This is a genomic window from Streptomyces sp. NBC_01283 (assembly GCF_041435335.1).
Lineage (GTDB): Bacteria > Actinomycetota > Actinomycetes > Streptomycetales > Streptomycetaceae > Streptomyces.
The window spans coordinates 2499429-2513201 of sequence record NZ_CP108430.1; the positions used below are offsets into that span (position 1 = coordinate 2499429).

Consider the following 13773-nt stretch of genomic DNA (forward strand, 5'->3'; position numbering starts at 1 on the left):
CGTCACAGCGCGCCGAGCCGCTCCAGCGGGAACGGCGGCTGGGCGAGCGGGCGCACCGCGAGCCGGGTCAGCGGCAGGGCGTTGTCGTCGCCCGCCGTGCGGTTGGCGTGCAGGACGCCGCAGTGAGTACAGCGATGGACGAGGACCCATTCGCCGTCTCCTCGTACGGAGATGGCGAGGGGTTCCATCCTGGCGCCGCAGTCCGCGTCCCGGTCGCCCGGAGTGTCGTCGAGGTGTCGGCTCCACAGGCAGTTGGGACAGTGGTTGCGGTGGTCGGTGCCGGGGGCGGTCATCGAGACGTCGAGACCGCACTGCAGGCAGCGGAAGGACTGGGCGCGCGCTTCAGTGCGGGCCCGCCGAGAGGTGTTGCGGGACATGGTGGGAGTGACTCCAGTGCGTCGCGGAATGGGCTGACTTCGAGCTGATCCGCGGGGCCCTGGGCATACACGCACCGTCTTTCGTTCTCGGGTTCGACTTCTCGGGTTCGGCCTCTCGATGAAAACGCGCACCGGGCGGGCGCGGCAACCGAATTACGGCTGCCGCACCCGCCCGGTGCGTGCGACGGAGAGGGTTACGCCAGGCCCGCCACGAGCTCGGCCACCGACTTGCGGCGGCCGGTGTAGAACGGGACCTCTTCGCGGACGTGCATGCGGGCCTCGGAGGCGCGCAGGTGCCGCATGAGGTCGACGATGCGGTACAGCTCGTCCGCCTCGAAGGCGAGCAGCCACTCGTAGTCGCCGAGCGAGAAGGAGGCGACCGTGTTGGCGCGCACGTCGGGGTAGCCGCGGGCCATCATGCCGTGGTCCTTGAGCATGCGGCGACGGTCCTCGTCGGGCAGGAGGTACCAGTCGTAGGAGCGCACGAAGGGGTAGACGCTGATGTAGTTGCGCGGCGTCTCGTCGGCCAGGAAGGCCGGGATGTGCGACTTGTTGAACTCGGCGGGGCGGTGCAGCGCCATGTTCGACCAGACCGGCTCCAGGGCGCGGCCGAGCTTCGTGCGGCGGAAGAGGTTGTAGGCCTCCTGCAGCTCGTCGGCGGTCTCGGCGTGCCACCAGATCATGACGTCGGCGTCGGCGCGCAGGCCCGACACGTCGTACGTGCCGCGGACGGTGATGTCCTTGGCGGCGAGCTGGTCGAAGAGCTCCTGGACCTCGTCGGCGTAGCCGGCGCGGTCCTCGGGGAGCAGGTCGCGCAGCTTGAAGACGGACCACAGCGTGTAGCGGATGACCTCGTTGAGGTCCTTGGCCTTCTTGCCCGCGTTCGGGCTCTTGGCGGGGGCGTCGTCACTCATGGCCCTATTCTCCTCCGCCGCCGTGCAGGCTCTGCACCGGGTTGGCGGTGAGCTCCTGCACACCGGCCAGGTCGCCGCCCAGCTGGTCGACGGCCGCGTAGGCGCTCGCGATGCAGGCGGGGATGCCCACGCCGTCGTACGCCGCTCCGCACACGGCGAGGCCCGGCAGCTTGCTCACGTGCTCGCGGACGCGGGCCACGCGCGCGTGGTGGCCGACGGGATACTGCGGCAGGCCGTCGTGCCAGCGTGTGACGCGGGTGGCGACGGGTGCGGCGTCCAGGCCGGTGGCCGCGCGCAGGTCGCGCCGGGAGAGCTCGATGAGCTCGTCGTCGTCACGCTTCAGGATCTCCGTCTCGCCGTACCGCCCCACCGACGTGCGCAGAACCAGCAGGTCAGGGTCTTCCTCGGCGATCCAGCCCCACTTGCGCGAGGCGAAGGTGGACGCCTTGATGGTGTGCCCGTCGACGGGCGGCACGAGAAAACCGCTGCCTTCAGGGAGGTCGGTTTCGCCGCGGCGGTACGCGAGAGTCATCAGGGCCATGGAGGCGTACTCGACGCCTGCGAGCTCGGCCGCGGCGGCGGGGGCCTCGACGCCGAGCAGCGCGGCGGCGGCGTAGGCGGGCAGGGCGACGACGACGGCGTCCGCCTCCAGGCACCAGTCCTCGACGTACACCTCCCAGCCCTCCTCGGTCCTGCGCAGGCCGTGGGCCTTGGAGTTCAGCAGGATCTCCCCACCCCGCGCGCGTACCGACTCCGCGACGGCGAGCGGCAGTTGGCCGACGCCGCCCTCGATGCCCATGAAGACGGGCCCGGTCTGCTGGTTCCGCGCGGCGCGGGCCTGGATGGCGCGGACGCCCTCCGTGAGGGAGTCGTGCGTGCGGGCGGCCTCGAAGAGCTGCGGGACGGCCGAGCGCATCGAGATGCGGTACGCGTCGCCCGCGTACACACCGCCGAGGAGCGGCTCCACGAGGCGGTCGACGACCTCGCGGCCGAGGCGCGCGGCCACGTACTCACCGACCGCGACGTCGTCCCCGACCTCGGTGGGCGGCAGTTCCCGGTCCCGCTCGATGCGCCGCAGGCCCTCGTCGGAGAGCACTCCGGAGAGGGCGGACGCGTCGCCGGGCACGCCCATGACGTGGCCCTTGGGCATCGGGCGCAGGGCCCCGCGGGTCCAGATCGCGGCGGTCGCCGTGGCGGGCGGCTGCAGCCGGTCGGCGAGACCCACCTCGCGGGCGAGCGCGACGGCCTCCGGGCGGCGGGCCAGCATCGACTCGGCGCCGAGGTCGACGCGGACGCCCTCGATCTCGCCGGGGAGCAGCTTGCCGCCGAGCCGGCCGGAGGCTTCCAGGACGGTCACGCGGGCGCCGGTGCCGAGCAATCGGTGGGCGGCGGCCAGTCCGGCGATCCCGCCCCCGATGACCACGACATGACCCGTCCGACCCGTACCTGTGTCCGTTTCGCGCATGCCCCCACTCTACGAGCAGGGCGAGTCCCGACCGTGACCCCATCGGGACCGGTCGGCAACCATCGTTCCGCCCCTCCCCTGCGTCAAAGGAGCATCAGTCACCACGATCCTCGGGGGTACGTCGAGATGCACGCGTCCAGCACGTCAAGGCACCGCACGGTCCAGGCGCTCTTCGCCCTGCTGCTCGCCGCGGCCCTCGCGCTCACCGGGTGCAGCGCGGGCGGCGCCAGCAGTGACAGCGACAAGGCGGCGGGCGGCACCGCCCGGGAGGGCGGCGCCGCCGACTCCGACGGCAAGGGGGTGGCCGGGGGCGGCGCGGCGGACAAGTCCGGCCGGAAGGAGCCGCCCAAGCTCATCGGCACGCACATCATCCGCACCGCCACCCTGACCGTCCGCGTCAAGGACGTGCCGAAGGCCCTGGACGAGGCGCGCGCGGTGGCCGCCGACGCGGGCGGTGTCGTCGGCGACGAGACCACCGGCCGCGACGGGCGCGGCCACGAGCGCTCCCGCATCGTGCTGCGCGTCCCGCAGGACCGTTACGACGAGGTGCTCACGTCCCTGGAGGGCACGGGCAAGCTGATCGAGCGCAAGGCCAAGGCGCAGGACGTCACCGACCAGGTCGTCGACGTGGAGAGCCGCGTCAAGTCGCAGCGGGCGAGCGTGGCGCGGGTGCGGGAGCTGATGGACAGGGCGACCAAGCTGAGCGATGTCGTCACCCTGGAAGGCGAGTTGAGCACCCGTCAGTCGGAGCTGGAGGCGCTGCTCGCCCAGCGGTCCTCGCTCAAGGACCGTACGAGCATGTCCACCATCACGCTCTCGCTCAGCGAGACGGCGGCGAAGAAGGCGGACGCGGACGACGACGACCCCACGTTCCTGGACGCGCTGTCCGGCGGCTGGAGCGCCTTCGTGACGATGCTGCGGTGGCTGGCGGTCGTGCTCGGCGCGATGCTGCCGTTCGCGGCGGTGGCCGTGCTGCTGTTCCTGCTGTGGCAGCGCCTGGTGCGGCCCAGGCTGCCGCGTCGGCCTGCCGTGGCGGCGGCCCCGGTGGCTCCGGCCGCACCGGCGCGCGAAGGCGACGAAGGCTAGGAGGCCGTCAACTGCCTCCGCGTCGTAGCGTGTCCGTATGAGTAGCGCGAGAGAGCGACTTGTCGTCATCGGGGGCGACGCGGCGGGCATGTCCGCCGCGTCCCAGGCACGCAGGCTCAAGGGCCCTGACGAGCTGGAGATCGTCGCGTTCGAGCGCGGCCACTTCACCTCGTACTCGGCCTGCGGCATCCCTTACTGGGTCGGCGGCGACGTCCCCTCGCGGGACGAGCTGATCGCGCGTTCGCCCGAGGAGCACCGGGCCCGCGACATCGACCTGCGGATGCGCACGGAGGTCATGGAGATCGACGCCGAGGGCGGCCGGGTCCGCACCCGGGACCTGGAATCCGGCGAGGAGTCCTGGACGTCGTACGACAAGCTCGTGATCGGCACCGGCGCCCGGCCGGTCCGCCCGTCCCTGCCCGGCATCGACGCCCCCGGCGTGCACGGCGTGCAGACCCTGGACGACGGCCAGGCGCTCCTGGACACGCTGGCGGGCACGGAGGGCCGCAGGGCGGTCGTCATCGGCGCGGGCTACATCGGCGTCGAGATGGCCGAGGCCCTGATCCAGCGCCGCTACGAGGTCACGGTCGTCAACCGCGGCACGGAGCCGATGTCGACGCTCGACCCGGACATGGGCCGCCTCGTCCATGACGCGATGTCCGGCATGGGCATCGAGATGGTGAACGGCGCCGAGGTCACCAAGATCCTCACCGGTGACGACGGCCGGGTCAGGGCGGTGGCCACCGAGGACGCGGAGTATCCGGCGGACGTGGTGGTGCTCGGCATCGGCGTGCGCCCCGAGGCGGAGCTGGCCCGCGCGGCGGGTCTGCCGCTCGGCGAGTACGGCGGGCTGCTCACGGATCTCGCGATGCGGGTGCGGGGCCACGAGAACATCTGGGCGGGCGGCGACTGCGTCGAGGTCCTCGACCTCGTCTCGGGCCGCGAGCGCCACATCGCGCTCGGCACGCACGCCAACAAGCACGGCCAGGTCATCGGCTCGAACGTGGGCGGCAGTTACGCGACCTTCCCCGGCGTCGTCGGCACGGCGGTCAGCAAGGTCTGCGACCTGGAGATCGCCCGTACGGGGCTGCGCGAGAAGGAGGCGCGGGCGGCCGGCCTGCGGTTCGTGTCGGTCACCATCGAGTCGACGAGCCGCGCGGGCTACTACCCGGGGGCGGCCGTGATGACGGTGAAGATGCTCGCCGAGCGCCTCACGGGACGGCTGCTCGGCGTCCAGATCGTCGGCCGCGAGGGCGCGGGCAAGCGCGTCGACATCGCCGCCGTGGCCCTGACGGCCCGGATGACGGTGGACCAGATGACGGCGCTCGACCTCGGCTACGCGCCGCCGTTCTCGCCGGTGTGGGACCCGGTCCTGGTGGCGGCACGCAAGGCGGTCGCGGCGGTGCGGTCGGCGGGTTAGGCCCGCTCCGCTCCACCGCGTCGTCGTGGCTCCGGCGGCCGGACCGGACTCCGCCCCAGGACCCCAGGACTCGAGAAACTCACCGGTCCCGGTCGAGAACGGGTCCGGTCCGCCGCCTCACCCGTCACATTCAGGCGAGATTTTCAGCCAACTACGAAACGACTTCGTCAGCGTGCGGTCCGTGTGTGGACATGCTCCACGAGCCGCGTCAGCGCGTCGGGATCCGTGGTCGGCAGGACACCGTGACCGAGGTTGAAGATGTGCCCCTCCAGCCCGGCGGCGGCGTCCAGGACCTCGTCCGTCTTGGTCTCGACCGCCTCCCGCGTGGAGAAGAGGACCGCCGGGTCGAGGTTGCCCTGCAGCGCCTTGCCGGGGCCCACGCGCCGGACGGCCTCGTCCATGGGGACGCGCCAGTCGACGCCCATCACGTCGGCGCCCGCCTCGCCCATCAGACCGAGCAGTTCGCCCGTGCCGACACCGAAGTGGATGCGCGGCACCCCGTACGGGGCCACGGCCTCGAAGACCTTCTGCGACGCGGGCATCACGGAGCGCCGGTAGTCGGCGGGAGCCAGCGCGCCCACCCACGAGTCGAAGAGCTGCACGGCGCTCGCGCCCGCCTCGATCTGCACCTTGAGGAAGGCGCCGGTGATCTCCGCGAGCCGGTCGAGCAGATCCGCCCAGAGCTGCGGGTCGCCGTACATGAGCGCCTTGGTGTGCTCGTGATTACGGCTCGGACCGCCCTCGACCAGGTAACTCGCGAGAGTGAAAGGTGCCCCGGCGAATCCGATGAGCGGGGTCGACCCCAGCTCGGCCGTCAGCATGCCGATCGCCTGCGTCACGTAACTGACGTCGTCCGGCGTCAGGTCCCGCAGCTGGGCGAGGTCGGCACGCGAGCGGATGGGGTTGGCGACGACCGGGCCGATGCCCGGCTTGATGTCCAGGTCGATGCCGATGGCCTTGAGGGGCACCACGATGTCGCTGAAGTAGATCGCGGCGTCGACCTTGTGGCGGCGCACCGGCTGCAGCGTGATCTCCGTGACCAGCTCCGGCATCATGCAGGACTCCAGCATGGCCGTGCCCTCACGGACCTTGCGGTACTCGGGAAGTGAGCGCCCCGCCTGCCGCATGAACCAGACCGGCGTGTGCGGCACGGGCTCGCGCCTGCAGGCCTTCATGAAAGCGGAGTCGTACGTCGCTGCGTTCTGGTGGCCCGCGGGGCTGTTGTTGGCGCTCACGTCTGAAAGTCTCGCACGGGCGCCCGCGCCGCCTGTCCCGAGGGACACCCTGGCTTGACCGGGCCCCCTCTCACGGGTGTCTCTCCCTGCGCGAAGCCGCCGTTCCCCTTAATCTTCCCCGCATGGCTGCGGCTCAGGGACAACGGTCGGACGGCGCTGGCGAGATGGAAAGTACGGAGGGGAAGGTGGCGGAATCGGCTCCGTTGGCCTTTCGGGCGGCGGTCGACGCGCTGCGCGGGGCACGGCTTCGGCCCGAGATCGAGATCGACCCGACGCGGCCTCCACAGCGCCTCGCACCGCATGCGTACGCCCTGGAGGCGGCAGTGGTCGACGGCGACGAGGATCTCGCGGACGGACGTCTCGTCCTGCTGCACGATCCGGCGGGCCACGACGCGTGGCAGGGCACCTTCCGCCTCGTCACGCTCGTCCGCGCGGAGCTCGAACCGGAGATGGCGGCGGATCCGCTGCTGCCCGAGGTCTGCTGGTCCTGGCTGACGGGCGCGCTGCAGGCGCGCGGCCTGGCCTGCGGGGAGCCGAGCGGCACGGTCACGCGTGCGAGCTCGCACTACTTCGGCGGGCTCGCCGAGCGGGTGCCCGCGTCGCAGATCGAGATCCGGGCGTCGTGGACGCCCCGCGAAGGTCCGGGCGGGACGCCGGACACGGCGGCGCATCTCATCGCGTGGTGCGATCTGCTCTGCCAGGTGGCGGGACTGCCGCCGGTGAGCCAGGGGCACGGCGGCGAAGGCTCCGTGGTGTCGCTGCCGCAGCGGCGGGGGCCGCAGACGCCGTGAGGGGCGGGGACGGCGCGAGGGGGTAGCGGGCGGGAACGGCGGGCGGGGCATCGGGCGGGGCTCGGGTGGGCGATGACGATCACGCGGATGAGCGATTCTGAACGACTCCGATTCGGGTTGATCTTCGGATGATCGATCGCGTGTCCGAATCGCCCGAATTGTTACTCACCAAATCGTGATCATTCTCTAAAGGCGGACGGGTTTGATGCCGAAGAGGTTGGTGACCTTGAAAGCACGGTTCGTCCCGGCTTCATCCCCGAGCCGGGTCAGTCCGCACCCCAGGAGGCCTGGTGTCCGTTCTCCTCGAGCAGCCCGCAAGCCTGGTCGCCTACCGCCCGAACAAGCCGACCGCCATGGTCGTCGTGGCCGACCCGCGCGTCCGCTCCACCGTCACCCGCCACCTGTGGGCCCTCGGTGTTCGCGACGTGATCGAAGCCTCGTCGATCGCGGAGGCTCGTCCCCGCATCGGCAACCCCCGTGACATCTGCGTCGCAGACGTCCACCTCCCCGACGGCTCCGGCCTGACGCTCCTCTCAGAAACCCGCGCGGCGGGCTGGCCGAACGGCCTCGCCCTCTCCGCCGCCGATGACATCGGCGCCGTACGCAACGCCCTCGCGGGCGGCGTCAAGGGCTACGTCGTCACCGGCACCCGTAACAACGTCGGTCTCCCCACCCGCCCCGGCGCCGCGCCCATCGGCTCGGCCGCCGCCCGAATGCACCGCCGCCCGCCGGGCGCACCCAGCCATCCCGGTGGCTACCGCGAGCTGTCCGGCCGCGAGGTGGAGGTTCTCCGTCTCGTCGCGGAAGGTCAGTCGAACAAGGCCATCGGCGTCTCGATGGGGCTCTCCGCGCTGACCGTGAAGAGCCACCTCGCCCGCATCGCACGCAAGCTCGGCACGGGCGACCGCGCCGGGATGGTGGCGGTGGCCCTGCGCACCGGAATCATCCACTGACTCATTTACACCCCTCGCGCGCCCGTCGACGGAACGTTCCGTCGACGGGCGCTGTGCATACACAGATACCCTTGACAGGTGACCGACGCCCAAGAGACCGCAGCAGACAGTTCACTGCGAACCACCGGAGGCGGCCCTCCGGACGACGTCGAAACGGCGCCGATCCCTTTGCTCGAGCCGCGTGATGGAATTCCTCCGGTGGTCGCCGACGCAACCTCGCTCGCCGAGGTGATCGCCGCGTTCGCGGCAGGAAGTGGCCCCGTGGCCGTGGACGCCGAACGTGCGTCCGGCTATCGGTACGGCCAGCGTGCCTATCTCGTGCAGCTCCGCCGTGAAGGCGCGGGCAGCACCTTGATCGACCCCGTCGCCTGCCCCGACCTCTCGGAGCTCGGTGAGGCGATCTCCGGTGCGGAGTGGGTGCTGCACGCCGCGACGCAGGATCTGCCGTGCCTCCGCGAAATAGGCATGATCCCCACCAGCATCTTCGACACGGAGCTCGCCGGGCGCCTCGCGGGTTTCCCCCGGGTCGGCCTCGGCGCGATGGTCGAGAGCGTGCTCGGCTTCGTCCTGGAGAAGGGCCACTCGGCGGTCGACTGGTCGACACGGCCACTGCCCGACCCCTGGCTGCGGTACGCGGCGCTCGACGTCGAGCTGCTCGTGGACCTGCGGGACGCGCTGGAGAAGGAGCTCGACCGGCAGGGGAAGCTGGAGTGGGCCCGCGAGGAGTTCGACGCGATCTCCTCCGCGCCGCCGGCGCCGCCGCGCAAGGACCCCTGGCGGCGTACGTCCGGGATGCACAAGGTGCGGCGCCGTCGCCAGATGGCGGTCGTACGTGAGCTGTGGACCGCCCGCGACAAGGTGGCCCAGCGGCGGGACGTGTCGCCCGGCAAGGTGCTCAGTGACGGCGCGATCGTGGAGGCGGCGCTCGGCCTTCCGCCGAACGTCCACGCGCTCTCCGGTCTCACCGGCTTCGGGCACCGTATGGGGCGGCGCCAGCTCGAGCAGTGGCAGGCCGCGGTGGACCGTGCGAAGGCCCTGCCCGACGCGGAGCTCCCGCAGCCCGGGCAGGCCGTCTCCGGGCCGCCGCCGCCCCGCTCCTGGGCGGACCGCGACCCGGCCGCCGCCGCGCGGCTCTCCGCCGCGCGGGCCGGAGTCTCGGCTCTCGCCGAGGAGCTGAACATGCCCCAGGAGAACTTGATCACTCCGGACACGGTACGAAGGGTCTGCTGGGAGCCGCCGGGTCAGGTGGACGCGGATTCCGTGGCCGCGGCGCTGGCCGCGCACGGGGCGCGGCAGTGGCAGATCACGCAGGTGACGCCCGCCTTGGTGACGGCCCTCACCACGACCCCGGGCTGAACCGCCGCCGCCTCGTCCTGGCGCCGCCGCCCCGGCTTGGACCGCCGCTCCGCGGCGGATGTCTCCCACCCACCCACCCGATTACCCCGCAGTGCCGGGGTGAGGGGCGGGTGGGTGGTTCGCGTGGGGGCCTCCCTGGGCGCCGTGGGGCGCCGGCCTGGTCGCCGGGGAATAGCTCCTGACCGCCGTGGGGGCTTCCCTGGACCGCCGCTCCGCGGCGGATCTTTCCCGCCCGCCCACCCGTTTACCCGGCAGTGCATCGAGCCCCTGCAGCCCCCGGAAGCACGCAGGGTGATCGGGTGGGCGGGCGGGAGACATCCGGCGCGAAGCGTCGGAACAGGAAACGCCCCCACCCATCCCCAAAGAAGCACCCGAAGCACTCCAGGTGAACGGGCGGGCGGGCGGGAAACAACCGGCGCGAAGCGTCGGAACAGAAGACCCCCCACCGATCCGCAGAGAAGCACCCGAAGCACCCCGGGTAAACGGGTGGGCGGGCGGGAAACAACCGGCGCGAAGCGGCGGGACAGGAAACGCCCCCACCGGCCCGCAGAAAGTGGGTGGCATCCGGCGCGAAGCCGCGGGGCAGGGCGAGCTGAGCTGCGGCGCAGGGAGTGGCCCCGGCCCCGCGGGGGCGTACCCGTACAAGCCCCCCAGCAGCAGCCTCACCCCCCCCCCGGCGCCCCCGCCAAAGGCGCCCCCGCCGGACAATGTGACCTTCGCCTCCCCGAACCGGGACTGGGCAGCATAGTTACCGGCAAGTAGCATGGAACGCGGAAGCGCGCCGGCAGGCGCACCCGCACCCTGGAGGAGAGCCATCGTGCCTCGTACCGTCAGGGACGTCGTCTTCGTTGATGGCGTCCGCACCCCGTTCGGCAAGGCGGGCCCGAAGGGCATCTACCACGAGACCCGTGCGGATGACCTGATCGTCAAGGCCATCCGGGAGCTCCTGCGCCGCAACCCGGCCCTCGACCCCGCCAAGATCGACGAGGTCGCCATCGCCGCGACCACGCAGATCGGCGACCAGGGTCTGACGCTGGGCCGCACCGCCGGGATCCTCGCGGGGCTCCCGCAGTCCGTGCCGGGCTACTCCATCGACCGCATGTGTGCGGGCGCGCTGACCGCCGTGACGGCGACCGCGGGCTCCATCGCGTTCGGTGCGTACGACGCCGTCATCGCCGGTGGCGTCGAGCACATGGGCCGCCACCCCATGGGCGAGGGCGTCGACCCGAACCCGCGGTTCGTGAGCGAGAAGCTCGTCGACGAGTCCGCCCTCTTCATGGGCATGACCGCCGAGAACCTGCACGACCGCTACCCGAGCATCACCAAGCAGCGTGCCGACGAGTACGCGGTGCGCTCGCAGGAGAAGGCCGCCAAGGCGTACGCCAACGGCAAGATCCAGCAGGACCTGGTGCCCGTCTCCGTGCGGCGGACCAACGAGGAAGCGGGCGAGACCGGTTGGGGCCTCGCCACCGCCGACGAGCCGATGCGGCCCGGCACCACCCTGGAGAGCCTCGCCGGTCTGAAGACTCCGTTCCGTACGCACGGCCGCGTCACCGCCGGCAACGCCGCGGGTCTCAACGACGGCGCCACGGCGTCGATCATCGCTTCCGAGGACTTCGCCCGGGAGCACGACCTCCCGGTGAAGATGCGGCTCGTCTCGTACTCCTTCGCGGGTGTTGAGCCCGAGGTCATGGGCTACGGCCCGATCCCGGCCACGGAGAAGGCGCTCGCCCAGGCGGGCCTTTCCATCTCCGACATCGGTCTCTTCGAGATCAATGAGGCCTTCGCCGTGCAGGTGCTCGCCTTCCTGGAGCACTACGGCATCGCGGACGACGACACGCGCGTGAACCAGTACGGCGGCGCCATCGCGTACGGCCACCCCCTCGCCTCCTCCGGCGTGCGTCTGATGACGCAGCTGGCGCGGCAGTTCGAGGAGCAGCCGGACGTCCGCTACGGCCTGACGACGATGTGCGTCGGCTTCGGCATGGGCGCCACGGTCATCTGGGAGAACCCGAACCACAAGGACGCCGGAGGCGACAAGTGAGCAGCTCCACCACTGAGCTTCTGAAGGGTGCGGCCGAGCTGTTCCCGGACGAGGTCGTCACGCAGGCGCACGTACGCCACCTCGACCTGCCGGCCGGTGCCGGGCGCTTCGCGCTCATCACGCTGGACAACGGCTTCGACCACACCAAGCCGACCACCTTCGGCCCCGGCTCGCTGGCGAACCTGAACACCGCCATCGACCAGGTCGAGAAGGAGGCGGCCGAAGGCACGATCGTCGGTGTCGGTGTCACCGGCAAGCCCTTCATCTTCGCCGTCGGCGCCGACCTCAAGGGCGTCGAGATCCTCAAGCGCCACGAGGACGCGCTCGCCATCGGCAAGGGCGGCCACGAGGTCTTCAAGCGGCTCTCCGGGCTCGCCGTGCCGACCTTCGCGTACTACAACGGCGCTGCCATGGGCGGCGGTGTCGAGGTCGGTCTGCACTGCTCGTACCGCACCGTCTCCAAGGCGCTGCCCGCCTTCTCGCTGCCCGAGGTCTTCCTCGGCCTGGTCCCGGGCTGGGGCGGCTGCGCGCTGCTCCCGAACCTGATCGGCGCCGACAAGGCCGTCTCGGTCATCATCGAGAACTCGCTGAACCAGAACCGCCAGCTCAAGGGCAAGCAGGTCTTCGAGCTCGGCATCGCCGACGCGCTCTTCGAGGGTGCCGACTTCCTGGAGCAGTCGCTGATCTGGACGGCTTCCGTCCTCAACGGCTCGCTCACGGTGGAGCGCCCCGAGATCGACCGCGGCGAGGGCTGGGACGCCGCCGTCGCGCGCGGCCGTGGCATCGCGGACTCCAAGGTGCACGGTGCGGCCCCGGCCGCCTACCGCGCCCTGGAGATCATCGAGGCCGCCAAGGACGGCGACCTGCAGAAGGGCTTCGACGCCGAGGACAAGGCGCTCGCCGACCTCATCATGGGCGGCGAGCTGCGCAGCGGCATCTACGCGTTCAACCTCGTCCAGAAGCGCGCCAAGCGCCCGGCGGGTGCCCCGGACAAGAACCTGGCGCGTCCGGTCACGAAGGTCGGCGTCGTGGGCGCCGGTCTGATGGCCTCGCAGCTCGCGCTCCTGTTCCTGCGCCGTCTTGAGGTGCCGGTCGTCCTGACCGACATCGACCAGGCACGCGTCGACAAGGGCGTCGGCTACGTCCACGAGGAGATCGACAAGCTCCTCCTCAAGGGCCGCGTCAACCAGGACAAGGCCAACCGCCTCAAGGGCCTGGTCTCCGGTGTCCTGGACAAGGCCGAGGGCTTCTCCGACGCCGACTTCATCATCGAGGCCGTCTTCGAGGAGATCGGCGTCAAGCAGCAGGTGTTCGCTGAGGTCGAGGCGGTCGCCCCGGCGCACGCGATCCTCGCCACCAACACCTCCTCGCTCTCGGTCTCCGAGATGGCGTCGAAGCTGAAGCACCCCGAGCGGGTCGTCGGCTTCCACTTCTTCAACCCCGTCGCGATCCTCCCGCTCCTGGAGATCGTGCGCGGCGAGCAGACGGACGACGCCTCGCTGGCCACGGCCTTCGGTGTCGCCAAGAAGCTGAAGAAGACCGCGGTGCTCGTGAAGGACGCCCCGGCGTTCGTCGTGAACCGCATCCTCACCCGCTTCATGGGCGAGATCCAGAACGTCATCGACGAGGGCACCCCGGTCGCCGTCGCCGAGAAGGCCGTCGAGCCGCTCGGTCTGCCGATGTCGCCGCTGGTGCTCCTGGAGCTGGTCGGTCCGGCCATCGGTCTGCACGTCTCCGAGACGCTCAACCGCGCCTTCCCCGACCGCTTCACGGTCTCCCCGAACCTCGCGGCGGTAGTCAAGGCCGGCAAGCGCGGCTTCTACGTCTACGACTCCGGCAAGCCGGAGCTCGACCCCGAGGTCGCCGCTCTCCTCAAGCAGGGCGACACCGTCCTGACCGAGGAGCAGACCCGCGACCGCGTGCTCGACGCCGTGGCGCAGGAGATCGGCCTGATGCTCGACGAGGGCGTCGTCGCCGAGGCGCAGGACATCGACCTGTGCCTGATCACCGGCGCGGGCTGGCCCTTCCACCTGGGCGGCATCACGCCGTACCTGGACCGGGCCGGTGTCAGCCAGCGGGTCAACGGCAAGCCGTTCCTGGCGCAGGGCGTGGCCAGCGTGCCCGCGTAACAC

The 13773-nt window shown here is 71.3% G+C and carries 11 protein-coding genes; 7 read left to right on the forward strand and 4 right to left on the reverse strand.

Annotation, left to right across the window (positions count from 1 at the left end; all coding sequences use genetic code 11):
- Window positions 1-2: 2 nt before the first annotated feature.
- The 3 genes from OG302_RS11355 to hemG form a co-directional block, all read right to left on the reverse strand.
- Window positions 3-377: an RNHCP domain-containing protein gene (locus OG302_RS11355; protein WP_150215590.1), complete on the reverse strand. Its 375-nt coding sequence runs from the start codon at window positions 375-377 to the stop codon at window positions 3-5.
- A gap of 194 nt (window positions 378-571) precedes the next feature.
- The gene (gene hemQ / locus OG302_RS11360; protein ID WP_371526686.1) at window positions 572-1291 is read right to left on the reverse strand and encodes a hydrogen peroxide-dependent heme synthase; all 720 of its coding nucleotides are present in this window, start codon (window positions 1289-1291) and stop codon (window positions 572-574) included.
- 4 nt (window positions 1292-1295) lie between these two features.
- Window positions 1296-2756 (reverse strand): protoporphyrinogen oxidase, encoded by a 1461-nt coding sequence (gene hemG, locus OG302_RS11365; protein ID WP_371526687.1) that lies wholly within the window; start codon window positions 2754-2756, stop codon window positions 1296-1298.
- 126 nt (window positions 2757-2882) lie between these two features.
- On the opposite strand from hemG, the gene OG302_RS11370 reads away from it, so the two are divergent.
- Both OG302_RS11370 and OG302_RS11375 read left to right on the forward strand, forming a co-directional pair.
- Complete coding sequence (locus tag OG302_RS11370; protein WP_371526688.1) at window positions 2883-3842, forward strand: DUF4349 domain-containing protein; 960 nt, start codon at window positions 2883-2885, stop codon at window positions 3840-3842.
- Between the two features lie 37 nt (window positions 3843-3879).
- Window positions 3880-5262, forward strand: a complete 1383-nt coding sequence (locus OG302_RS11375; protein WP_371526689.1) for an FAD-dependent oxidoreductase — start codon at window positions 3880-3882, stop codon at window positions 5260-5262.
- 167 nt (window positions 5263-5429) lie between these two features.
- On the opposite strand, the gene hemE is transcribed toward OG302_RS11375, so the two are convergent.
- A complete protein-coding gene (hemE, locus tag OG302_RS11380; RefSeq protein WP_371526690.1) occupies window positions 5430-6497 on the reverse strand; it encodes a uroporphyrinogen decarboxylase in 1068 nt (355 codons plus the stop codon).
- Between the two features lie 122 nt (window positions 6498-6619).
- Between hemE and OG302_RS11385 the strand changes: the two genes are divergently transcribed.
- The 5 genes from OG302_RS11385 to OG302_RS11405 all read left to right on the forward strand — a co-directional run bounded on the left by OG302_RS11385 (window position 6620) and on the right by OG302_RS11405 (window position 13770).
- A complete protein-coding gene (locus tag OG302_RS11385; protein ID WP_371526691.1) occupies window positions 6620-7288 on the forward strand; it encodes a DUF3000 domain-containing protein in 669 nt (222 codons plus the stop codon).
- A gap of 290 nt (window positions 7289-7578) precedes the next feature.
- A complete protein-coding gene (locus OG302_RS11390; protein ID WP_160507754.1) occupies window positions 7579-8241 on the forward strand; it encodes a response regulator transcription factor in 663 nt (220 codons plus the stop codon).
- 78 nt (window positions 8242-8319) lie between these two features.
- Entirely contained in the window at window positions 8320-9597 is a 1278-nt protein-coding gene (locus tag OG302_RS11395; RefSeq protein ID WP_371526692.1) for an HRDC domain-containing protein, read from the forward strand.
- A gap of 817 nt (window positions 9598-10414) precedes the next feature.
- Window positions 10415-11641, forward strand: a complete 1227-nt coding sequence (locus tag OG302_RS11400) for an acetyl-CoA C-acyltransferase (RefSeq protein WP_361842619.1) — start codon at window positions 10415-10417, stop codon at window positions 11639-11641.
- Window positions 11638-13770 carry a 3-hydroxyacyl-CoA dehydrogenase NAD-binding domain-containing protein gene (locus tag OG302_RS11405; RefSeq protein WP_371526693.1) on the forward strand — a complete coding sequence of 711 codons (2133 nt, stop codon included), beginning with the start codon at window positions 11638-11640 and terminating at the stop codon, window positions 13768-13770. Before OG302_RS11400 ends, OG302_RS11405 begins: the two co-directional genes overlap by 4 nt.
- Window positions 13771-13773: the final 3 nt, after the last annotated feature.

What these genes read in the sequence shown, in the direction of transcription:
- OG302_RS11355 (WP_150215590.1), bottom strand. Translation starts at nt 377, where the DNA reads ATGTCCCGCAACACCTCTCGGCGGGCCCGCACTGAAGCGCGCGCCCAG.
- hemG (WP_371526687.1), bottom strand. Translation starts at nt 2,756, where the DNA reads ATGCGCGAAACGGACACAGGTACGGGTCGGACGGGTCATGTCGTGGTC.
- OG302_RS11385 (WP_371526691.1), top strand. Translation starts at nt 6,620, where the DNA reads ATGGCTGCGGCTCAGGGACAACGGTCGGACGGCGCTGGCGAGATGGAA.
- OG302_RS11375 (WP_371526689.1), top strand. Translation starts at nt 3,880, where the DNA reads ATGAGTAGCGCGAGAGAGCGACTTGTCGTCATCGGGGGCGACGCGGCG.
- OG302_RS11370 (WP_371526688.1), top strand. Translation starts at nt 2,883, where the DNA reads ATGCACGCGTCCAGCACGTCAAGGCACCGCACGGTCCAGGCGCTCTTC.
- hemQ (WP_371526686.1), bottom strand. Translation starts at nt 1,291, where the DNA reads ATGAGTGACGACGCCCCCGCCAAGAGCCCGAACGCGGGCAAGAAGGCC.